This is a genomic window from Ensifer adhaerens (genome assembly GCF_002007205.1).
In the GTDB taxonomy this organism is placed as follows: Bacteria; Pseudomonadota; Alphaproteobacteria; order Rhizobiales; family Rhizobiaceae; genus Ensifer; species Ensifer adhaerens_D.
The window spans coordinates 287,343-308,484 of the sequence record NZ_LAZS01000010.1 but is presented as its reverse complement, the minus strand read 5'-3'; the positions used below and the strand labels follow the sequence as shown (position 1 = coordinate 308,484).

At 63.5% G+C, this 21,142-nt stretch carries 18 protein-coding genes; 6 read left to right on the top strand and 12 right to left on the bottom strand.

All coding sequences use genetic code 11. The features are described from left to right. Positions 1 to 79: 79 nt before the first annotated feature. Genes xth through ligD form a run of 5 tightly spaced genes read right to left on the bottom strand, consistent with a single transcriptional unit; the run spans position 80 to position 5,977 of the window. A complete protein-coding gene (gene xth, locus XB14_RS23445) occupies positions 80 to 853 on the bottom strand; it encodes an exodeoxyribonuclease III (protein WP_077964684.1) in 774 nt (257 codons plus the stop codon). A gap of 13 nt (positions 854 to 866) precedes the next feature. After that, entirely contained in the window at positions 867 to 1,508 is a 642-nt protein-coding gene (locus XB14_RS23440; protein WP_077964671.1) for an alpha/beta fold hydrolase, read from the bottom strand. A gap of 1 nt (position 1,509) precedes the next feature. Further along, positions 1,510 to 2,595, bottom strand: a complete 1,086-nt coding sequence (locus tag XB14_RS23435; protein ID WP_077964670.1) for a tetratricopeptide repeat protein — start codon at positions 2,593 to 2,595, stop codon at positions 1,510 to 1,512. Next, positions 2,595 to 3,479: a Ku protein gene (locus XB14_RS23430; protein WP_077964669.1), complete on the bottom strand. Its 885-nt coding sequence runs from the start codon at positions 3,477 to 3,479 to the stop codon at positions 2,595 to 2,597. The genes XB14_RS23435 and XB14_RS23430 overlap by 1 nt, the downstream gene beginning before the upstream one ends. A gap of 26 nt (positions 3,480 to 3,505) precedes the next feature. Then, a complete protein-coding gene (gene ligD, locus XB14_RS23425) occupies positions 3,506 to 5,977 on the bottom strand; it encodes a DNA ligase D (protein ID WP_077964668.1) in 2,472 nt (823 codons plus the stop codon). A 146-nt stretch (positions 5,978 to 6,123) separates the two neighbouring features. Between ligD and XB14_RS23420 the strand changes: the two genes are divergently transcribed. From XB14_RS23420 to XB14_RS23410, 3 genes are all read left to right on the top strand, one after another. Next, a complete protein-coding gene (locus XB14_RS23420; protein WP_077964667.1) occupies positions 6,124 to 6,771 on the top strand; it encodes a TetR/AcrR family transcriptional regulator in 648 nt (215 codons plus the stop codon). A gap of 168 nt (positions 6,772 to 6,939) precedes the next feature. After that, the gene (locus tag XB14_RS23415) at positions 6,940 to 9,219 is read left to right on the top strand and encodes a methyl-accepting chemotaxis protein (RefSeq protein ID WP_077964664.1); all 2,280 of its coding nucleotides are present in this window, start codon (positions 6,940 to 6,942) and stop codon (positions 9,217 to 9,219) included. 130 nt (positions 9,220 to 9,349) lie between these two features. Continuing rightward, positions 9,350 to 10,159 (top strand): phosphate/phosphite/phosphonate ABC transporter substrate-binding protein, encoded by an 810-nt coding sequence (locus tag XB14_RS23410; RefSeq protein ID WP_077964652.1) that lies wholly within the window; start codon positions 9,350 to 9,352, stop codon positions 10,157 to 10,159. Positions 10,160 to 10,188: 29 nt separating this feature from the next. Here XB14_RS23410 and XB14_RS23405 read toward each other — a convergent pair whose 3' ends face one another. After that, a complete protein-coding gene (locus tag XB14_RS23405) occupies positions 10,189 to 10,932 on the bottom strand; it encodes an SDR family oxidoreductase (protein ID WP_077964650.1) in 744 nt (247 codons plus the stop codon). Between the two features lie 97 nt (positions 10,933 to 11,029). Here XB14_RS23405 and XB14_RS23400 point away from each other — a divergent pair, with 97 nt between their 5' ends. Continuing rightward, on the top strand, positions 11,030 to 11,932 hold the full coding sequence (locus XB14_RS23400) for an AraC family transcriptional regulator (protein ID WP_077964630.1): 903 nt from the start codon (positions 11,030 to 11,032) through the stop codon (positions 11,930 to 11,932). Positions 11,933 to 12,032: 100 nt separating this feature from the next. Here the strand turns inward: XB14_RS23400 and XB14_RS23395 are convergent, their stop codons facing one another. The 4 genes from XB14_RS23395 to XB14_RS23380 form a co-directional block, all read right to left on the bottom strand. Continuing rightward, positions 12,033 to 13,472 (bottom strand): amidohydrolase family protein, encoded by a 1,440-nt coding sequence (locus XB14_RS23395; RefSeq protein ID WP_077964627.1) that lies wholly within the window; start codon positions 13,470 to 13,472, stop codon positions 12,033 to 12,035. Further along, a complete protein-coding gene (locus tag XB14_RS23390; protein ID WP_077964625.1) occupies positions 13,465 to 14,571 on the bottom strand; it encodes an amino acid ABC transporter permease in 1,107 nt (368 codons plus the stop codon). Before XB14_RS23390 ends, XB14_RS23395 begins: the two co-directional genes overlap by 8 nt. 3 nt (positions 14,572 to 14,574) lie before the next feature. After that, positions 14,575 to 15,723, bottom strand: coding sequence for an amino acid ABC transporter permease (locus tag XB14_RS23385; protein WP_077964623.1), 1,149 nt, complete (start codon positions 15,721 to 15,723; stop codon positions 14,575 to 14,577). A gap of 167 nt (positions 15,724 to 15,890) precedes the next feature. Beyond that, the gene (locus tag XB14_RS23380; RefSeq protein WP_077964620.1) at positions 15,891 to 16,922 is read right to left on the bottom strand and encodes an amino acid ABC transporter substrate-binding protein; all 1,032 of its coding nucleotides are present in this window, start codon (positions 16,920 to 16,922) and stop codon (positions 15,891 to 15,893) included. A gap of 238 nt (positions 16,923 to 17,160) precedes the next feature. On the opposite strand from XB14_RS23380, the gene XB14_RS23375 reads away from it, so the two are divergent. Both XB14_RS23375 and XB14_RS23370 read left to right on the top strand, forming a co-directional pair. Then, the gene (locus tag XB14_RS23375; RefSeq protein WP_234804124.1) at positions 17,161 to 17,847 is read left to right on the top strand and encodes a GntR family transcriptional regulator; all 687 of its coding nucleotides are present in this window, start codon (positions 17,161 to 17,163) and stop codon (positions 17,845 to 17,847) included. Positions 17,848 to 18,012: 165 nt separating this feature from the next. Further along, on the top strand, positions 18,013 to 19,602 hold the full coding sequence (locus tag XB14_RS23370) for an ABC transporter substrate-binding protein (RefSeq protein ID WP_077964612.1): 1,590 nt from the start codon (positions 18,013 to 18,015) through the stop codon (positions 19,600 to 19,602). Between the two features lie 60 nt (positions 19,603 to 19,662). Here the strand turns inward: XB14_RS23370 and XB14_RS23365 are convergent, their stop codons facing one another. Next, complete coding sequence (locus tag XB14_RS23365; protein WP_077964610.1) at positions 19,663 to 20,337, bottom strand: HAD family hydrolase; 675 nt, start codon at positions 20,335 to 20,337, stop codon at positions 19,663 to 19,665. A gap of 112 nt (positions 20,338 to 20,449) precedes the next feature. Next, the gene (locus tag XB14_RS23360) at positions 20,450 to 21,121 is read right to left on the bottom strand and encodes a metallophosphoesterase family protein (protein WP_077964608.1); all 672 of its coding nucleotides are present in this window, start codon (positions 21,119 to 21,121) and stop codon (positions 20,450 to 20,452) included. Positions 21,122 to 21,142: the final 21 nt, after the last annotated feature.

The following is a 21,142-nucleotide window of genomic DNA, read 5'->3' as shown; positions in this document are numbered from 1 at the left end:
TGCGAATAGCCGCGGACGATGCGAAACACTATCACCGCTGCGCGTCGGCTCGCACTTTCACTGCCGCAAAATAGCGAGGTCAATCGCGGAGCGTGATCCACACCGGGGCGTGATCGCTCGCACCCTCGATCCCACGAACCTCGCGGTCTATACCAGCGCCGGTGAGCTTTCGGGAAAGCTTCCGGCTGAGCAGAAAATGGTCGAGCCGCAGCCCCGCATCGCGCTGCCACCGGTTCCGGCGATAGTCCCAGAAGGTGAAGAGTTGTTCCTTCGGATGGATTTTGCGCAGTGCATCGAGCCATCCCTGGTCGAGGAGTTCACTGAAGGCAGCACGACTTTCCGGCTGCACCAGCGCGTTGTCGTCGTAGGACGTGGTCGTGTAGATGTCCCGCGGTTCCGGCACGATGTTGTAATCGCCGGCAAGCACGACAGGCAGATCAAGCGCGTAGAGTTCGGCAGCATGTCTGGCCATTCGCGCGTGCCAGGCAAGCTTGTAGTCGAACTTCGGCCCGGGCTGCGGATTGCCGTTGGGGGCGTAGAGGCAAGCGACGAGAATGCCGCTGACGGCGGCCTCGATGTAACGCGCCTGGCTATCGGAGGGATCGCCGTCGAGCCCGACGCGGGTCAGCACCGGCTCGCTGTCTCGGGCAAGGATCGCAACGCCGTTCCAGGCCGATTGCCCCTGCCAGACCGCGCCATAACCGGCCGCCTCGATCGCCGATCGCGGAAACTGGCGATCGGTCGCTTTCAGTTCCTGCAGACAAACGATGTCGGGCCTGGCCCGATGCAGCCAGGCGATCAGGTTTTCGAGCCGCTTGTTGATGCCGTTTATGTTGAAGGTGGCGATCTTCATCCCGATCGACAGATCAGCGCGTCAGCCGGGCGGCCCAGGATGCGACCGCATCGGCGACCGTCCGTAAGTGATCCGCCGTCGAAAAGCCGGAAAGGCTCTTGCGCGGCTTCAGGTCGTGGTCGCCGTCCTCGAGCCACAGGACTTCGATCGCGTCGGAGAGCGTATAGCCCGGAACCTCCTCGCGCGTGCCGAATTCGTCGCGGGTACCCTGGCAGATCAGGGTCGGGGTCTTCAGGTCGGCGAGATGTTTGGTGCGCAACTGCTCGGGCTTTGCCGGCGGATGGAAAGGGTAGCCGAGGCAGAGCAGCCCGGCGATCTTGCCGGCCGCGTGCAACTGATCGGCGACCATGCTCGCAACCCGCCCGCCCATCGACTTGCCGCCGATGATAAGCGGCCCCTCCGCCCCGAGCGCGTCGATGGCGGCAAGATATTCCGGGTTGAGCGTTTCGGCGCGCGGTGGCGGTCTGCGTCCCTCCGATATCCGCCGTGCCGCCATGTAGCCGAACTCAAAGCGGGCGACACGAAAGCCGGCTTCCGCCAGTGCCTTGGCTGTTGCGGTCATCGAGGCGGAATCCATCGGCGCGCCGGCGCCATGGGCGAGAAGAATGGTGACATCAGCATCGTCAGGTCCGTCGAGAAGGAATTTGTCGCCCATATCAACCCGCTGTTCTGGGTCGGCCGTGCAGATCGATATATTGCACGCCGCGCTCCGCCGTCCGCGCCCATTCGCTATCGTTGTCGAGTTCGAGATAGCGGCTCCACAAACGCCTCGCTTCACCAAGGTCACCGGCATCGAATTCGAGTTTCGCCAGATTGAAGACAGCGTCGGCATAGTCGCCGTCAATCTCGATCGCCCTCTCGAGATGCCGGCGCGCGGCGTCGGCCCGGCCCCGCTCGCTCATCAGCCCGGCCAGATTGAACCAGGCCTCGACGAAGGATGGATCGAGCTTGATCGCGCGGGCGTAGTCATGCGCCGCGTCCAGCTCCCGTCCAGCAGCTTTCAGGCAATTGGCACGGTTGAAGGCTGCGACTGAATCCGTCCGGTCCATGGCAAGATAGCGTTGATAGAAGGCGGCAGCCTCTTCGTAGTCACCGTTCGCCTCCGCCTCCTCCGCCAGATCGAAGAGATCTTCCAAGGCGGCATTGTCGGGCGTGCCGAGATCGAAGAGCAACTGTCCATTGAGCTCGCTCAGGCCCTCGGTGCTGCGGGCATAGATCGCGTCGGTCCCGCCGTGGTGCAGCGAAAGCGCCGTCAACGAGGCGACCTGTCCTGACCGGTGCACAGACCGGGCGATCGCGCTCCAGCTCGCCCCGCTGGCGATCAACTCCGCATATTTCCGCGCAAGGATGAGATCACGGAACGAATAGGGTTCGCTGTCGTGCTCGAAAGCGTCGAACAGGGAGAACAGATCGAAGACCCGTGGCGAAAGCCTGGCCTGATCGATCAACGACTGGCGCGTGAGCGCCGATGCCGTCGGCACCGACAACAGTCCCAGGAGGCGAAGGAACCCATTCTCGCTGAGAAGCCATCGCCCGGCCGCATGCTCGGCATCGAAACGGGCCTCGATCTCCGCTTCGCTCCATTTGGCGAGCAGGCTCCGACCGAACACCAGATAGGTCGTCTGGCGCGTGACACCACGGCGCAAGTGTCCGTGCTGGCGCTCTACCTCCCGCGCCACAAGGCGGCGCGGGAACGCCGAAAGCGCCCCGACGATACCGATTGTCTGGCCTGCAACAGCCATCAGGCTTTCTTCTTCGCAGCCGGTTTTGCCGCCGTCCGCTTGGCAGGCGCCACCGCCTTGGTTGTTTCCTTGGCGGCCGGTTCGGCCTTGGCCTTGCTCTTTGCCGGCGGTTTCGACTGCGACAGGCTCGCCTTCAACGCATCCATGAGATTGATGACATTACCGCGCTCGGGAGCGGCCGCAATGATCGGCTTATGGCCCTTGAGCTTTTCGCGGATCATCTTCATCAGCGCGATCTCATAACGATCCTCGTAGTTCTTCGGATCAAAGACTGTCATCTTCTGTTGGATCAGAGCTTCGGCAAGCTGCAGCATTTCCGGATCGGGGTGACCGACGGGGATGTTTCCGAAATATTCAGCGGTTCCACGCACTTCGCTCGGGTTTCTAAGAGTACACACGAACATGCCGGTTTCGCGGGCGCCGATGGTTATCACCCGTTCACGGCTCGAAAGTACGAGGCGCGCAATCGCCAGCTTGCCGCTTTTCTTCAGCGCTTCGCGCAGGACGACGAAGGTTTCCTCGGCCATCGCGCCATCGGGCGCGAGATAATAGGGCGCGTCCTGGTAGATCACGTCGACCGAGCCTTCGTCGACGAAAGCCTCGATGTTCATCGTGTGGTTGGATTCGATCCTGACGCTTTCGAGGTCGGCGTCTTCGATGATGATGTATTTCTTGTCTTCGTATTCGTAACCCTTGACCAGGTCGGAGCGTTCGACGAGGCCGAGCTCCGGGTCGACCGGCTTCATGTTGATCCGGTTATGGGTGTCCTTGTGCAACTGATTGAAGCTGATGCGCTCGCTCGAACTGGTCGCCGGATAGAGCCTGACGGGGCAACTGACGAGACTGAGTTTGAGATAACCTTTCCAACTTGCCCTGGGCGCCATTGATGTCTCCTACGCGGCCAAACGCATTACGTCCTCGTTTCGGACAGAAGCGGCAGATCCTTGGCAAAGTCGTCGATATCCGCCCAGGGATCGCCGAAAGTATCCAGAAGTCCAGGCAGCGAAGAATAGTTCAAATCCTCCGGAGCGTCGATAGTCTCCAGATCCGCCCAATTGAGCGGCGCCGAAGCCGGCAGGTTGGTGCGTGCCCGCAGCGAATAGGGCGCGGCCGCCGTATGGCTGCGGGCATTGCGATGGAAGTCGATGAAGATCCGCTTCACGCGGTTCTCCTTGCCCATCGTCGTGGTGAAGGTCTCAGGCGCGGTCGCCGCCAGTCGTGACGCAATTGCGCTCGTTGCCTGGTGCGTCTTCTTCCAGTCGAGCTTCGGCGTCACGGGCACGACGACATGGATGCCGCTGCCGCCCGACGTCTTGACGAAGGGGACGAGGCCGATCCCCTCCAGCTCCCCGCGGATATGGACGGCCGCCTCGACCACGTCGCGCCACGTGATGCCCTCGCCCGGATCGAGATCGAAGACGATGCGATCGGGCTTTTCCAACCGCGCGCGCCTCGAGCCCCAGCTATGAAGCTCGATCACGCCGAACTGGGCGAGCGCCAGATAACCCTTCGTGCCCTCGATCGAGAGGAAGGCCTTGCTCTCGCCCTCGGAATTGGTCGCGTTGAAGCTGACGATGGAAGGCGGCATGCCGGTGAAGGGATGGCGTTGGAAGAAGCAGTCCGTGCGCTTGCCTGTGGGACAGCGGAAAAGCGATACCGGGCGGCCAAGGATGTGGGGCAGCATGAAATCGCCGACGAGCGCGTAGTAGACGGCAATGTCGAGCTTGGTCGGCCCGGATCTGCCGAAGACCCGACGGTCGGCGTTGGTGACCTGGATCGTCGCAAGGTCGGCGTCCGTGATCAACCGCTTGCGCGGCGCCGCCGCCGGGGTAGAAAGTTCGACGTCGCGGAGCCCCTTGAACACCGCATGGCGCAGGACATTGTCGGTCGTGCGATTGGAATAATGAATGCGGGCGCTCAATACCGGCCGCACCCAGAGGATTTCCCTGGGCGCGCCATCGAGCGCGGTCTCGCCACCGCGCAAAGCCTCCAGCCGGGCGAGCAACTGCCTGGCGGTCTCCGCATCGAAGCCGGTTCCAACCTTGCCGCGATAGTGCAGCTCGCCGCCCATCCACTCCCCGAGCGCCAGTGCCGCCAGCCCCTCGGCCGCCTCTGAGACGGTGTAGCCTGCGATCACGAAGTCTTCGCTTTTGAGCGCTTTGGTCTTGGTCCAGGTCTGGGTGCGTCCGCTGCGGTAGGGTGCGGAGGCACGCTTTGATACGATCCCTTCCAGCCCCAGCTCGGCCGCCTGATCGTAGAGCCCGCGCCCGTCGCCTTCGACATGGTCGCTGAACTGAATGGCGGATCGGCTGGATATCTGCCCCTGAAGCAGCTGCGCCAAGAGACCTTTGCGCTTTTCCAGCGGAACCTCGGCAAGGTTCCAGCCGTCGAGATGAAGGATGTCGAAGGCATAGAAGACGAGCTTGCCGTCAGTCCCATTCGAAAGTGCGTCTTGCAACAGCGAAAACCGGCTGATGCCCTTGTCGTCGAGAACGACGATTTCGCCATCGATGATCGCCTCGCGGCAAGACAGCTTGCGAAAGGCATCAGGCAGATCGCCGTAGCGTTTCGTCCAGTCCAGCCCGCTGCGGGTGATCAGCCTGATGTTGCCGTCCGAAATGTCCGCCATCGTGCGGTAGCCATCGAATTTGATCTCGTGCAGCCAGTCCGCCTTGTCCGGCCTGTCCGACGGGCCGCCCGGTGGCCTCGGTGTCGGGCTGGCAAGCTGTGGTTCGATCCGTTGCGGCTTTATGCCCTTCACCGCGCCCGGCAAGGCGCCTGGCTTGAGAATGGCCCGCTTTGCCGACTTCTTCGGTGGCTCGACCAGTTCCTCGATCCGGCGACCGCTTTTCACGCTTTCGGGCCGCGATGTCAGGATGTCAGCATCGGGGTCGGCTGCCAGGTCATGCTCCTTGAAGAGCAGCCAGTTGCGCTCACCCTCCTCACCCGGCTTCGGTTTCAGCCGCGTCAGCATCCAGCCGCCGTTGAGTTTTTCGCCGGCCAGACGAAACTTGAAGGCGCCGGTCCTCAGGCTCTTCTCGATATCGTCCATCGGCGCCCAGACGCCGCTATCCCAGACGATCATCGGCCCGCCGCCATACTCGCCCTCGGGAATGACGCCCTCGAAGTCGATATATTCGAGCGGATGGTCCTCGGTTTCGACCGCCAACCGCTTGTCGGCGGGATTGAGGGAGGGCCCCCTGGGTACCGCCCAGCTTTTCAGTACATCACCGACCTGGAGCCTGAGATCATAATGATCGGCGGTCGCGTGATGTTTATGCACGACAAAGCGATTGCCCTCCCCGCCGGTTCTCCCGGCAGGCTCCGGCGTCCTGGAGAAATCCCGCTTCGCGCGGTAATCCGTGAGTTTCGATGGCGCCATAGGAGCAAAGCTAGGGCGTGTTCGTGGAGGCAGCAATATGCGGCTGGCGGAGTTGACCCGACCGCATGCCTCCAATCATAATTCAGAAAGCAATTGCTTTCCCATATGTCGTCGATTAAGACTGCACTGGAATTTGGAAAGTCGTTATGATCGAAAAACAGAAGGTGCCGCGCTCTCGCGGCCGGCCCCAAATCCGCCCCGACGACGAGACCCGTCAGGTGATCGTGTTAGCTGCCGAACGGCAGTTCTGCGATCTTGGCTATGAGACCGCCAACATCAATGTCATCGCCCAGAATGCCGGGGTTTCCACGAAGACGCTCTATCGGCTGTTTCCGACCAAGGCCGATCTTTTCGAATGCGTCATCTCGTTCAGAATTTCCGAGTTCGTCATCGAGGTCGACGAGGAGCATCTGGACGCCATGGGCCTGAAGGCGGGTCTCGTGCGCCTGCTCGCCGCCTACGGGCACCTCGTGCTGTCAGTAGATACGATTGCCATCATCCGTCTTGTTCTCGCCGAGGCCGAGCGCTTTCCCGAGATCGCCGCCACGTTCTGGGAAAAGGCGATCGAGCGGACGAATGCGACGCTGGAGCAGTGGCTGAAGAGGCAATCGGAGGCCGGCCGGCTGGTTATCGCCTGCCCCTATCAGGCGGCAGGCATGTTGCGCGGCATGATGGCGATGGAGCCGCAGCGCGCCGTCATGTTGGGACGCGTGAGCGCGATCGAAGAGGCCGCGATCGTCAGCCGCGCGGAAATCTGCGCCGAGATCTTCTTGTCGGGCACCGTACCGAGATAGTTCCGGGGCTGCCGTCCACAGCCAAACTTTGACGATGTCATCCAGACGTCATCAAGCTGTAACGTAAGACCGTATAACTCTCCGCGCGGAAGCCCTTCCGCCGGGCGCATGAGGCGTCGCGACCAGCCTTCGGCATGGCCTCCCTCCCCCTTCAGCCCGGTGTTTGTTATGCGTTTGTCCGCGAAGCTTCCCCTCGCAGCGGCGGCTCTGGCTGCTCTTTCCATTGCCGCTACCAGTCTTGCCAGCCTGACGGTCAGTGGCGACCTGTCGTCGCGCGCGGCGATCGAGAAGCTGGAGGCGCTTGCCGATGCCCGCCGCAACGAGCTTCGCCACTACCTCACCACGGTGGAAAACGATCTGCGCAATCTGCAAGCGCAGAAGTCCGTCGCCAAGGCGCTCGGCGACCTGAATGGTGCGGCCGCCAGGTTCGGCGACAAGGTCGAAAGCGAATTGCAGCGCCGCTATCTCGCGGAAAACCCCAACGCCGAAGACAAGCGCGCGCTCTACAGCAGCGCCGGCGTCGACGACTACGACGCGCTCCATGCGCGTTATCACCCGTTTTTCCGCCGCTTCGCGGAAGCGCACGGCTATCGCGACGTGCTGCTTGCCAATCTCAGCGGCGACGTCGTCTACGCCCTCAACAAGAAGGGCAATTTTGGCGTCAATCTCAAGGACGCAGCCTGGAAAGACACCGGGCTTGGCCGCGTTTTCCGGGAAACGGCCGAGGGAACGGACAAGAACAAGCTCGCCTTCGCATCCTACGAGGCCTATGCGCCGCTCGGCGACAGTCCCGCCGCGTTCATCGCCATCCCCCTGGAATCGATCGACGGCAAGATCGGCACCTTGATCCTGGAGATGCCCGACGCGCGCATCGGCGAGATCGTCGGCAACCGTACCGGCCTTGGCGAGACGGGCGAGACGATCCTTCTCGACGGCAACGGGTTCTTCCTCGCCGACAGCGCCGCGACACCCAGCAACGATATGCTCAAGGCCCGGATCGGGGTCGACCAGCCGGCGGAAGGCGGCATCGCCAGCAGCAGGCTCGCCGATTTCCGCGGCGAGGAAGCGCAGTTGGCCGCGACCAGCCTCGATGCTTTCGGGACCCGCTGGACCATGGCCGCCGTCATGACTTCGCGCGAGGCTTTTGCCGCCGTCACCGCCTTGCGCAACTGGACGCTTGCGATGGCGCTCGCGGTCCTGGCGACCGCGCTGGCAATTTCCATCTGGTATTCGCGCCGGCTGACCCGCCCGATCACCGGTCTCGTCCGCGACATGAGCCGGCTTGCCGATGGCGATACGACGATCGGCGGCGTCGGCGGCAGCCGCAGGGACGAGATCGGCGACATGGCTCGCTCCGTCCTTGTCTTCCGCGACGCCCTGCTCGACCGTGCCCGACTTGAGGCAGAGGCGGCGGAAACGCGGACCATGATCGATGAGGAGCGGCAAGGCCGCGAGACGACCCAGGCGGAAGTGTCGCGCCAGATCAACGAGGCCGTGGAAATGCTGGCCTCGGGACTGGAACAGTTGTCTCAGGGCGATCTGACCGCCCGCATCGACCAGCCCTTCGGCGCCGGGTTCGATCGTCTGCGCTCGGACTTCAACCTGTCGCTGGAGAGCCTGGCCGTCACCCTTGGCGACGTGAAGGCAAGAAGCGCTGATATCGACGGCGAGACTGGCGAGATGCGCGACGCCATCGATCAGCTTGCCAAGCGCACCGAACACCAGGCGGCGACGCTGGAAGAGGCGACCGCGGCGCTCAGCGCAATCACCGCCACCATCGGCCGCACCGCCGAACACGCCACATCGGCAACGACGATCGCGGCTGCCGCCAAAGCAAGCTCCGACCGCTCGGGCCAGGTGGTTATGAACGCCGTCGGCGCGATGGCACAGATCGAGAACGGATCCGTCGCCATCTCGCAGATCATCGGCACCATCAACGACATCGCGTTCCAGACCAATCTCCTGGCGCTGAATGCGGGTGTCGAGGCGGCCCGCGCCGGCGAAGCGGGCAAGGGCTTTGCGGTCGTCGCGCACGAGGTTCGGGAGCTGGCGCAGAAATCGGCGCTCGCCGCCCGCGAAATCAAGGCAATCATCACGGCTTCGGCCGGAGAAGTGGCGAAGGGCGTTTCGCTGGTGCGGGCCGCCGGCGACGCGCTCGACGAGATCTCCGCTCAGATCCATGCGATCAACGAGCAGACGCTGCAGATCGCCGGTGACGCCCGCGACCAGGCAACCGACCTGCAGCACATCAACCAGACCATGCTGTCGCTGGACGCGGTGACGCAGCAGAACAATGCGATGGTCGAGGACAGCACCGCCATGACCCACCGGCTCTCAAGCCAGGCATCCGGCCTGTTCGATCTCGTCGAGCGCTTCCGCACGACGCCAGGCGGACATCGATCGGAAACGCGTCCGCTGGAGCTGGCTGGCCTTCGCCGCACGGCCTAACCTCCGCCATACGGGCGCGCCGTCATCCATACGGCCACGTGCCGCCGTTTTGGCGCGACGACCATGACCTTGACGCTTCACCGAACGCATTTTACGCCATGGCGGGAGTGCTCATGGAGCGCGGGGGATCATGCGGATAGCCAGTCTTGCGATGTATGTCAGGCCGCCGCCGCTCGCGGCCGCAACGGCCGCGCTCTGGGAGTTCCTGCGCGACGACCTGCGGCGCGAGGGTCTGGCGGATGTGCCCGGCCGGTTGGACGGCGGCCCCCGTCATGACGACGCCTGGCTTCATCCGGCGCTGCTCCTCGCCCAAACCTGCGGCTACCCCTACGTCCGGCATCTCCGCGGCAAGGTTCGCCTTGTCGCAACGCCGGTCTACGGGCATCCGGGCTGCAACGGGCCCGACATGTGCAGTTTCGTCATCGTGCGGGCAGACGCCCCGATCCGTTCCCTCGAAGATATCAGGGGGACGCGGGCTGCCATCAACGATCCCATCAGCAATTCCGGAACCAATCTGTTTCGCGTCGCGATCGCACGCCACAGCCGGAATGGCCGGTTCTTCTCATCTGTTGCCGAAACCGGCAGTCATCTTGCAAGCATTGATGCGGTCGCATCGGGCACTGCCGACGTGGCCGCAATCGACTGCGTGACCTATGGCAACACGCAACGTTTTGAACCGGCACGCGTGGCCGGCCTGCGGGTCCTGGCCGCCACTGCCAGCGCGCCGGGCCTGCCGCTCATCACCCGCGGCGACGCCTCGGACAACGAGCTTTTGCTGCTGCGCGGTTCACTCGGACGGGCGATCACGGAGCCCAATTTGGCTTGGGCCCGCGATGTGCTTTCCCTAAAAGACTTCGCGGTTCTGTCGGATGCGGATTACGAGCCTGTGGCCGAACTGGCGCGGTTCGCACACCGTCTCGGTTACCCCGAGATCGCCTGAACGCGCGCCAGCGGCTGCGTTCCGGCTTTTCAGCGTGCCTGTGCCAGCGCAACCGCATCGGCGCCGGCCGGGAAATGGAGCTGACCGGACTGATCGTTCGCCGCATGCCAAACGGCCTCCGCGACGTCGGTCTCCGTCGTCACCAGAGGGGGAGCAGCAAACTGCGCGAAGATCGGCGCTGCAAATTCGGCATAGGCCTTAGGGATCAGGTCCTCGACCGGCATCGTGGTGTTGTGGGCAAAGCGCGTGGTTGGCGCGTAACCCGGCTCAACCAGCTTGACGCGGACATTGAACGCGGCAAGCTCGTGGGCAAGCGAACCGGTAAAGCCGGCAATCGCCGTCTTGCTGGCGGTATAGGCAGCAGCAAGCGGCATGGCGGCCAGCGTCACGCTGGAGGTAACATTGACCACGACGCCGGACCGGCGGGCACGGAGCTGCGGGATCACCGCCTGGGTCATCGCCATCACCCCGAAGGTGTTCGTGTCGAAAACCTTGCGGATATGCGACATCGGCGTTGCCTCGAAGGCGCCGACGACGCCGATGCCGGCATTGTTGACGAGCGCGTCGATCGGACCGCTTTCCTCGATCACGGCGGAGATGCTCTCGGGATCGGTGACATCAAGCGTCAGCACGCGCATGCGCTCCGATTTCGGCAGGACATCGTGTCGGGGCGAGCGCATCGTGGCGACCACGTTCCAGCCTTCGGCATGAAAGCGCCGCGCCGTCTCCAGCCCGTAGCCGGAAGAGCAGCCCGTGATCAGTACGGTCTTCATAGCGGTATCCTTCGTTGTTGCGATGGAGACGAGATACCGCGAGGTCTTAGGACGATCTACAGCTCGACGTCCTGATTTTATTTGCTATCGTCCTCAAATGGCCGACCCGCTCTCGCAACTCATTCAGCTTCTCCGCCCGCGCGCGGTGTTTACCAAAGGCATCAGCGGCGCCGGTCGCTGGGCGGTGCGCTATTCCGAGTTCGGCCATCCGAGTTTTTGCACCGTCACCCAGGGATCGTGCCGGCTGGCCGTCGATGGCGAGGCGCCGGTGACGCTGCAGGCGGGCGACTTCGTGTTGTTGCCGAGCACGCCTGGTTTCACCATGTCGGGTTTCGATCCGGTTCAGCCGACCTTCATCGATCCCAAGGCGGCGCCGTCACCGGTAGGCGAAGTTCGCCATGGCAGGCAGGACGGCGAACCGGACGTGCGTCTGCTCGGCGGCTATTTCGTTTTCGACTCGCCCGATGCCGGGCTCTTGGTTTCGCAGCTGCCGGCTTTGATGCACGTGCGCGGGATCGACCGGCTTTCGACGCTCGTGCGCATGGTGGGAGACGAGGCGCGCGACGAGCGCCCGGGCCGGGATCTGGTTCTGGCGCGGCTTGTGGAAGTGATGCTCGTCGAGGCGCTTCGCACCATCCAGGGCGAAAGTGCCACACCCGGCCTGTTGCGCGGGCTGGCAGACGCGCGGCTGGCGGCGGCCATTCGCCAGATCCACGCCGAGCCGGCCCATGCCTGGACCGTGGCGGCACTGGCGCGCGAGGCGGCGCTTTCCAGGTCCGTCTTCTTCGAGCGCTTCACCCGCGCCGTCGGCGTGCCGCCGATGGAGTATCTGTTCGTCTGGCGCATGGCGATCGCCAAGGACCTGCTGCGGCAAACCGAGCTGGATCTTGCCGCCGTCGCGGAGCGTGTCGGCTACGGATCAGCCAGCACCTTCAGCACAGCCTTCAGTCGCCATGTCGGGCAGTCGCCCGGGCGATATGCACGGACGGTAACCGGCTAGCGGCGGGCGATTGTAGCGATCGACACCGGCTGCGGCGGCGACGATCCTGATCTGCTCTTCGCCGCGCACCGCCTTCTGTCCTGACGGGTTCCGTCCAGACCTACCTGCTGGGCAGCGAGAGCGGTGCAAGCGTCCCGATCGCGCGGCCCTTCGTGTCGTTCTGAGCCGCCTTGCGGCAAGCGTAGTCCTGCGCTTCCTGAAGCTTTGCAAGGGCACCGTCATAGTCGATCAAGGTCGGGCGGCCGCCGCTGACGACACAGGTGCCGTCCACATGAACGCTCTCGATCGCCCGTTCGGCGGCGCAATGCAGCAGATTGCGCAAGGGATCGTAGACCGGCTGCATGGCGTGGTGCCGGAGATCCACCACCAGGAAATCCGCCTTCGCGCCGACGGCGATCCGTCCGATGTCGTCCCGGCCGAGCGCCCGGGCGCCGGCGGTCGTCGCCGCCTCGAGGATGTCGCCGGTGGATACGTCGAATACGGATTTGCCTGAGAGCCGTGCGCAGATCATCGCCTGGCGCATTTCTTCGAGCATGTTGAACGGATAGCTGTCGGTTCCGAGCGCGACGTTGACGCCGGCGCGGCGATAGCGACCCACCGATTCCAGCGCCATGCCGCTGCGCGAGAAGGTGACCGGGCAATGGGCGACGGTCGTCTGGCGATCGGCGAGCAGGCGCAAGTCGATCTCCGTGCGCTGTCGCGTCCAGGAATGGCTGTCGACGAAGATGCAATGCCCAAGGATCAGGTCCTTGCCGAGCAGACCCAGCTTTTCGAGATACTGTACGGCCGTCAGCCCGTGCCGGCGCAAGAGTTCTTCGTGCTCGGTCATGGTCTGGGCAGCGTGAATGGTGATCGGCATGCCGCGCTTGCGCGCTGCCGCCACCGCATCCTGCAGCAGTTCGGGCGAGCAGGTCTCGATCTGCGACGGTGCGACGACCCCGCCGAGGCGGCCGGACGGATGGGCAGCGGCCGCATCGACGGTCTCCAGCGCCCGCGCGAAAGCCTCGCGCCCGCGCGCCCTGTCCCAACGGAAGTCGAGACGATGGCTGTCTTCGACGTGCCATTGAGCCTCGCGGAAGCCCGGCGCGACGAAGGCCCGCGCACCGCTCCGTGCGAGCGTCGGCAGCCAGCTCTCATGCGGTCCGGCGATATCCAAGAGCGTGGTGACACCGCTGCGCATCAGGTCGCCGACCATGACCGTCAGCGACGCCTCAATCGCATCGTCATCGATTTCCAGAAGGTTGGAGTATTCGTAGAGCGCGTTGCCCCAGAGCGCTGCCGTGCCCATGTCCTCGAAGATGCCCTTGGAGATCGGCTCTTCACCGGAATGGCAATGCACGTTGACGAAGCCCGGCATGATCATCCGGTCTCGGCCGGAGCTCTCGCTGGCAAACGGGCCATCATAGTGGCCGCCGACATGCACGAAGCCCTTCTCGTCATAGGCGACGTCGGCGTCGTTGAGATAGACATGGCCATTAAGCTCACGGTCGAAGGCGACGAGCGTGTGTGCTTTGCGGATGACGTGGATCTCTTTAGTCATGCGTGGTCCTGAAATATTGCTCGAGGAAACGGCTGTAAGCCCCCATGAGAGCGCTGAAAACGAAATATACAACAGCCGCGAAGACATAGCCCTCCAGCACCGCGATGCCCTGCCATTGCGGGTCACGCATGGCGGTGCGGACGGTGTCGAGGAAGTCGAGCAGGCCGACGATCGTCACCAGCGTCGTGTCCTGGAAGAAGCCTATGAACAGGCTGACCAAGGGCGGAATGACCTTCTTCAGCGCCTGCGGCAGCACGATCTTGCGCATGATCTGCCAATAGTGAAGCCCCAGCGAATGGCCGGCCTCGACCTGCCCGTTGGGAACCGCCTGCAGGCCGCCGCGCACGATCTCGGCGATATAGGCGGCGGCGAAGAGGATGATCGCCACCTGCGCCCGAACGAGCTTATCGATGGTGATGCCATTGGGCATGAACAGGGGCAGCATGACCGTCGCCATGAACAGGATGCTGATCAGCGGCACCCCGCGTACGATCTCGATGAAGCCGACGCCGAGGACGCGGATGGCTGGGAGGTTCGACGCGCGGGCGAGCGCAAGGGCAATGCCGAGCGGCAGGGCGCAGGCGAGACCGATGAAGGAGAGCATGAAGGAAAGCGGCAACCCGCCCCATTGCGTCGTCGGCACGACCGTGAGGCCAAAGTAACCGCCCGCCATCAGCACATAGAGAACAGGCAGGATCACGGCGACCCAGGCGACCAGCAGCCCTCGTCCCCACAGCTTCGGCACCATCGAGACGAGGCAGGCACCGAGAAACAGGAGCATGGCCGTGAGCGGCCGCCATTGCTCCTCGAAGGGATAAAAGCCGAAGAAGATGTAGCGCATCTTCGCCGACAGGAACGGCCAGCAGGCGCCGCTCGTCGCCTTGCATTCCGCCGGCGTACCGACAAAAGTGGCGTCGACGAAGAGCCAGCCGATTGCGAGCTTGGCGAGCGCAAAGATCGTGCCAAGGCAGAGGATGGTGATCAGCGCATTGCCGGGTGTGCCAAAATAGGCGCTGAACCAACGGCTGCGCGATGCCGGCGGCGCTTCGCGGCTGGGCGCAAGCGCTGCGTTGCTCACGAGGGTGTCCACCTGTGTCATGGCTCAGCGCTCCCTCAGCGCGACCCGCGCATTGTACCAGTTCATCACCAGCGAGATCAGGATCGACAGGCCGAGATAGACACCCATGAAAATGGCAATGGCTTCAATCGCCTGGCCCGTCTGGTTCATAATCGTGTTTGAGACCATCACCAGATCCGGGTAGCCGATGGCGATCGCGAGCGAACTGTTCTTGAACACGGTCAGATAGGTGTTGGTGAGCGGCGGAATGATGATGCGCAGCGCCTGCGGCAGGATCACGAGCTTCAGCGTGCGCGCCCGTGGCAGGCCGAGCGCCGTTGCCGCCTCCCACTGTCCCTTGCTGACCGCCTGAATGCCGGCGCGAACGATTTCCGCGACATTGGCAGACACGCTGAGCGTCAGCCCGAGCAGGAGCGCCACGAATTCGGGCCGCAGATGGTAGCCGCCGCTCAGGCGGAAGCGGCCGAGTTCCGGCGCGTCCCAGGTCACGGCGATATTCGCGAACACGAGGGCTGCCACCAGCGGCAGCAGAAACGCGATCGTCGCGATCAGGGCGATCGGCCGGTCCTTGCCGGTAACGACGCGGCGACGGCCGAGGACGCGCGCGGTAAGGATGGCAGCGGTGGCGCCAATGACCAGGGCCGTCACCAGCGCCGCAAATCCGCTCTCCCAATGCAGCGCCGGCGTGACCAGGCCACTGTTCGAGAGAAACACGCCGGGCAGCATCTCGATCGCCTGTTTGACCGGCGGAAAGACGGAGATGATCAGCGAATACCAGAGCAAGAGATAGAGCAGCAGCGGCACGTTGCGCAGCGCTTCTACATAGGCAAGCATCAGCCGCGACAGAACCGGATTGTGCGACAGCCGCCCGATGCCGACCAGCAGCCCGAGAACCGTACCGAACAGGGCGGCGAGCAGCGAAACCTTGACCGTGTTGGTGATGCCGACGAGGATCGCCCGGCCGATCGTATCGGTCGGCTCATAGGCGATCGCGGCTTCGGTGATGACGAACCCGGCCTGGCGCGCCAGGAAGCCGAAACCGGTCGCGATATCCTGCTTGGCAAGATTGGCGCTTGCCGTGCTGAACATCACCCAGGCGATGAGCAGCACGACGCCGATGGCGATCACTTGATAGAGATAAGCGCGAATGCGCGCGTCATAAAACAGGGGCATCGGGCACCCGTCCCTTGGAGCATTGTGATCTCGGGTCAGCGAGACCAAAGATCATAACTTGTTCGATGTCCATCGTTTGAAGTGCGCGCGGCTTGCCGCGCGCACCTTCTACATCCCGCTTCGGGTGGAGACGTGAGCCCGCGGGAAACACGCGGGCCCGTCAATCCTCAACGGAACGGCGGTGCGTAGAGCAGGCCGCCTTCGCTCCAGCGCGTGTTCGGACCACGCGTCAGGCCAAGCGCTGTCTTGGTCCCGAGGTTGCGCTCGAACACTTCACCATAGTTTCCGACGCCCTTGATGATGTTGTAACCCCATTTGTTGTCGAGGTTCAGCATCTTGCCCAGTTCCTCGCTGACGCCGAGCATGCGCTGGATTTCCGGATCCTCGCTCTTGGCCATCTCGTCGACATTGGCTTGGGTGATGCCGCGCTCTTCTGCCGCCATCAGCATCCAGGCCGACCAGGATACGATGTCGCGCCAGTTGGAATCGTTCTGGCGGACGGCAGGCGCCAGCGGCTCCTTGGAGATGGTTTCCGGCAGAACGACGTAATCATCCGGATTGTTGGCAACGGCACGGATCGAGGCGAGGTCCGAACGGTCGGACGAGATCGCCTCGCAGCGGCCGGAGAAGAAGGCGTTACGGTTCTCATCCGGGTTTTCGAAGACCACCAGCTCGAACTTGCCACCGATCGAGCGGAAGAAGTCGCTGAGGTTCTGCGCGGTCGTGGTGCCCGGCAGCGTGCAGATCGCCGCGTCGGTCAGTTCCTTGGCGCTGTTGACGCCAAGCGACTTCGGCACCATCAGCCCCTGGCCGTCGTAGAACACGGTCGGGCCGAAATCGAGCCCGAGCGACACTTCGCGCGAAAAGGTCATGGTCGTCTGGCGCGACAGCATGTCGATCTCGCCGGACTGGAGCGCCTGGAAGCGCGTGTTGATGTTGGTCAGGACGAAGTCGACCTTTTCCGGGTCACCGAAGACGGCAGCCGCCACGGCGCGGCAAACGTCGACGTCGAAACCCTCCATGTGGCCCTTGGCATCGGCCGTCGCAAAGCCCGGCGTGCTCATCGACACACCGCAGATCAGCTTGCCGCGGGCCTTGACCGTTTCGAGCGTCGTTGCGGCGTTGGCAGTGGTCGCCGCCACCAGGCCGACGGCCAGGCCGGCAACTGTCGCACAGAGCTGAAGAATCCTGCTGTTCATGAATTCCCTCCCATTGGCTGTCCTCTTCTGGCCTTCTCAGGTCGCGCGGTCCTCCCCGCACGCCTCCTCCCGAACCGGCCGGCGCCGCCCTGTTTGTCGGCGCCTGCAATTGCATACGATAACAGAATACAAACATCAACATGATTGTATACAATATTGACGCGTAACCGGACGAGCGCTATCGAGGCATCAGGACATGTTCGGCCGGTCCCTGATCGGCCCGTTGGGGGAGGCAACCTTGTCTGAGAAATCTAGCCGCAGCGAAGTGGTCTACAAGGCCCTGCGACAGGCAATCCTGGAACAGGCCTTGAGGCCCGGAACGAAGCTTTCCGAAGACACCATTGCCGATCATTTCAAGGTCAGCCGCACCAGCGTGCGGGCAGCCCTGGTCCGGCTCAACGCCGAAGGCATCGTCGATCTGCGCGTCAACAAGGGCGCCTGCGTGGCCGAGCCGACATTGGAGGAGGCCCGCGACATCTTCGCGCTGAGGCGCATGCTCGAAGCCGAGGTGATCCGGCGGCTCGTCGCCGATCTCGACGCCGCCGGCGTCAAGCGGCTGCAGCAACATGTCCGGCAGGAAGAAGCGGCGCTTACAGATCACGGCCCGCTCTCGATCCGGCTGGCTGGCGAATTTCACATTCTGCTCGCGGAGCTTACGGGCTCTCAGGCGCTGACGCGGTTCGTCCGGGAGATCGTCTCACGCTGCTCGCTGATCCTTGCCCGCTTCGCACGTCTGCATTCGCCGGAATGTGCGGTCGACGAGCATGTCCAGATCATCCGCGCCCTGCAATCGCGCGACACGGCCACGGCGGAACGGATCATGCTCGAGCACCTCGACGCGGTCGAGCTTCGCGCCGAACTCGATACCGGCAAGGAAGAGCCGGATATCTCAGCGATCCTGCAGCGCTACGCCCGCAAGGGCTGAGGACATTTCCACGTTCGGCGGAGCGAACGGTCGAAAATACGACTTTCTTTCGCCGATCTGCGGCACCAACTGTCGCGCGGCAACATACCAGGCGCGGCATCTGCCTCCAATATCTGTAACGATACCGGTCACACCGGGTGGGTCTTGCAAGGGAGGGAGTAAGACATGCCAATTGAACTGGAATTCATGAGCCAGCAGGTTGCCGCGGGCCGGCTGTCGCGACGGGAGTTTCTCGGACGCGCCGCCGCACTCGGCATAACCGCCGCCTCGGCGAACTTGCTGCTTGGTCAGGCGGCCCGCGCCGCAGGGCCGGTCAAAGGCGGGACGCTAAAAGCGGGCCTCGTCGGCGGAGAATCGACGAACAGCCTGGACCCTGCGACCTGGGCAAGCCAGGTTCCCTATACGCTCGGGCGCTGCTGGGGCGAGCAGCTCGTCGAGGTATCTCCGACCGGCGAGATCGAGTACCGGCTTGCGGAAGCCTACGAGGCGACGCCGGACGCCAAGACCTGGCGCTTCAAGATCCGCAAGGACGTGACCTTTCACAACGGCAAGGAACTGACCCCGGCCGACGTGGTGGCGACGCTCGAGCGTCATGGCGATGCGGACTCCAAGTCGGCGGCCCTCCCCTTCGTTCAGGAGTTCGAGACGATCAAGGTCGACGGCGACAGCGTCGTCATCACCTTGCGCGCGCCAAACGCGGACCTGCCCTACGTCGTCAGCGACTACCACCTGATGATCCAGCCGAATGGTGGCAAGGACGACCCAACCGCAGGTATCGGTACCGGCCCCTACAAGGTGGTCGCGAACGAACCTGGCGTGAAGCATATCGGCGAGCGGCACGAAGGTTATTGGGGCTCGGCCGAACGCGGCCATGCCGATCAGATCGAAATCGCTGTTATCAACGATTCGACGGCCCGCACCGCGGCTCTCCAGAGCGGCCAGATCCACATGATCAACCGCCTCGAGCCGAAGGTCGTGGCCTTGATCAGCCGCCTTCCCGGCGCCGTCATCCGCAACGTGCCGGGCAAGGGCCACTATGTCTTCATCGCTCACTGCAACACGGCGCCCTTCGACAACAACGACCTGCGCCTGGCGTTGAAATATGCGGTCGATCGCGAGGAGATGGTCGCCAAGGTGCTCGGCGGTTACGGAACCGTCGGCAACGACACGCCGATGATCAAGGGCTACCCGCTCTTCGACAACGATATCGAGCAGCGCGTCTTTGATCCGGAGAAGGCGAAGTTCCACTACAAGAAGTCCGGGCACAGCGGCTCGGTTCTGCTTCGAACCTCCGACGTCGCCTTCCCTGGCGCCGTCGATGCGGCACAACTCTTCCAGATGAGTGCCGCCAAATGCGGGATCACCATCGACCTGAAGCGCGAGCCGGGCGACGGCTACTGGTCGGACGTCTGGAACAAGCAGCCCTTCAGCATGTCCTATTGGACCGGCCGGCCGACGCAGGACCAGGTCTATTCGATCGCCTATCTCTCCAAGGCCGAGTGGAACGACACCCGCTTCCTCCGGGAGGACTTCGACAAGCTGATCTTTGCGGCGCGTGGTGAACTCGACAACGCCAAGCGCAAGGCACTCTATCATCAGGCGGCGATGATGCTGCGCGACGAAGGCGGCGTTATCGTACCGATGTTCAACAACTATATCGACGCGACCAACGACAAGGTCGGCGGTTGGATCGACGATCCGAACGGCGAACTGATGGGCGGGCACGCGCTGACGAAATGCTGGCTCAACGCCTAAACCAGCGACGCGAATGACGGGAGGTCGGCACGCGGCCTCCCGTTCTCATCGACGGTGTTTTCAAGCGGTCCGGCGCAGCGATACCGTGCCGTCTGTTGCGCGCTCCACCGCGATGTCGTGGTAGCGGGCAAGCGTCATGTGCGGCGTTCCCTCGGCGGCCGCATGCGCACCGGTGACGACGACGACATCGGCCCCGGCTGCGAGCCCGGCCAGAATTCCGGCCGGTGCGTCCTCGAACACCAGGCAATCCTCCGCACGCACGCCCAGCCGCTCGGCCGCCATCCGGTAGCCCTGTGGATCGGGCTTGCCGATGGAAACATCCTCACCGGTGATCATCAGTTGCGGCGTCGGAATGCCGGCGGCTGCGAGACGGCGCACGGCGAGATCCAGCGGCGCGGACGTTACGATCGCCCACCTTTCCGGCGGCAGAGAATTCAGGAAATCAACCGCACCGGGGATCTCGACGATGCCCTCGACATCGGCAATCTCAGCGAGCGCCAGCTCATGGGCTTCCTTCTCCGGATCGATATCCGGCAGCTCGAGATTGCGGATCGTATCGACGGCCCGTACGCCATGCACGGTCTTGGTAAACTCGACTGGATCGAGACCGTTGCGCTCCGCCCAGGCGCCCCAGACGCGTTCGACCACGGCCATGGAGTTCAACAACGTGCCGTCCATATCGAACAGGAGGGCAGCAAAATTCTTCGTGAAAACGGATGAAGGCGCGGCGTCCAAGGCAATCCCCTGAGATGATGAGACGGGCGGCAAAGGCTTCGCCCAGCGGAGAAGCCACACCTACTACCGGAGAGCCGGGCGCACAATGCCATTTACGCCCCAGCTATCCGCATCACTCGACGCACCAGGCGGCCCTGCTCGTTGTCAGGAAGTCGATCGGTCCGCCCGGCTGCTCGTCGTCGAAGATGGCGCAGGACAGGATACCGCTGAACACCGCACCTGAATCGACGTTGGTGCGGTTTCCGACCGTGCGCGGATTGGCCGTGCTCGGGGTGTGCCCGTGACAAAGGTGCCGGCCCCAATAATCACCCGAATAGTCTTCAGGCGGCCGGATCCAGAGGAAGATCCCGTCGTCCTGCTGCTCCAGTGGCAAGGTGTCGTCAACGCCGGCATGCACGAAAATGCGAAAGCGTTCGATCAGGATCGTGGGCAGTTCCTTGATCCATTTCAGATGCCGCCCGGGAACCGTGCCGTCATAGGAGATCAACGTCTCCTGGCCGCCGTTGACCAGCCACCAGTCGACGTCGCTTTCGCCACTGCTTGCACCCCAGAGCATCTGCTCGTGATTGCCCTTGAGCGTCAACCAGGTCCAGCCGGGTCTGGTCGGGCCGGCCATGATCAATTCCACGACGGCGCGGCTGTCCGGCCCCCGGTCGATCAGGTCGCCCAGGAAGATCACCCGCCCCGTCGGGGCGTAGTCTTCGATTTCATCCAACAGCGCGCGCAGCTGGTCGAGGCAGCCGTGAATATCGCCGACGGCGAAAGTCAGTTGCCGAGCGGCCATGCATTCATTCTCCAAAATCCG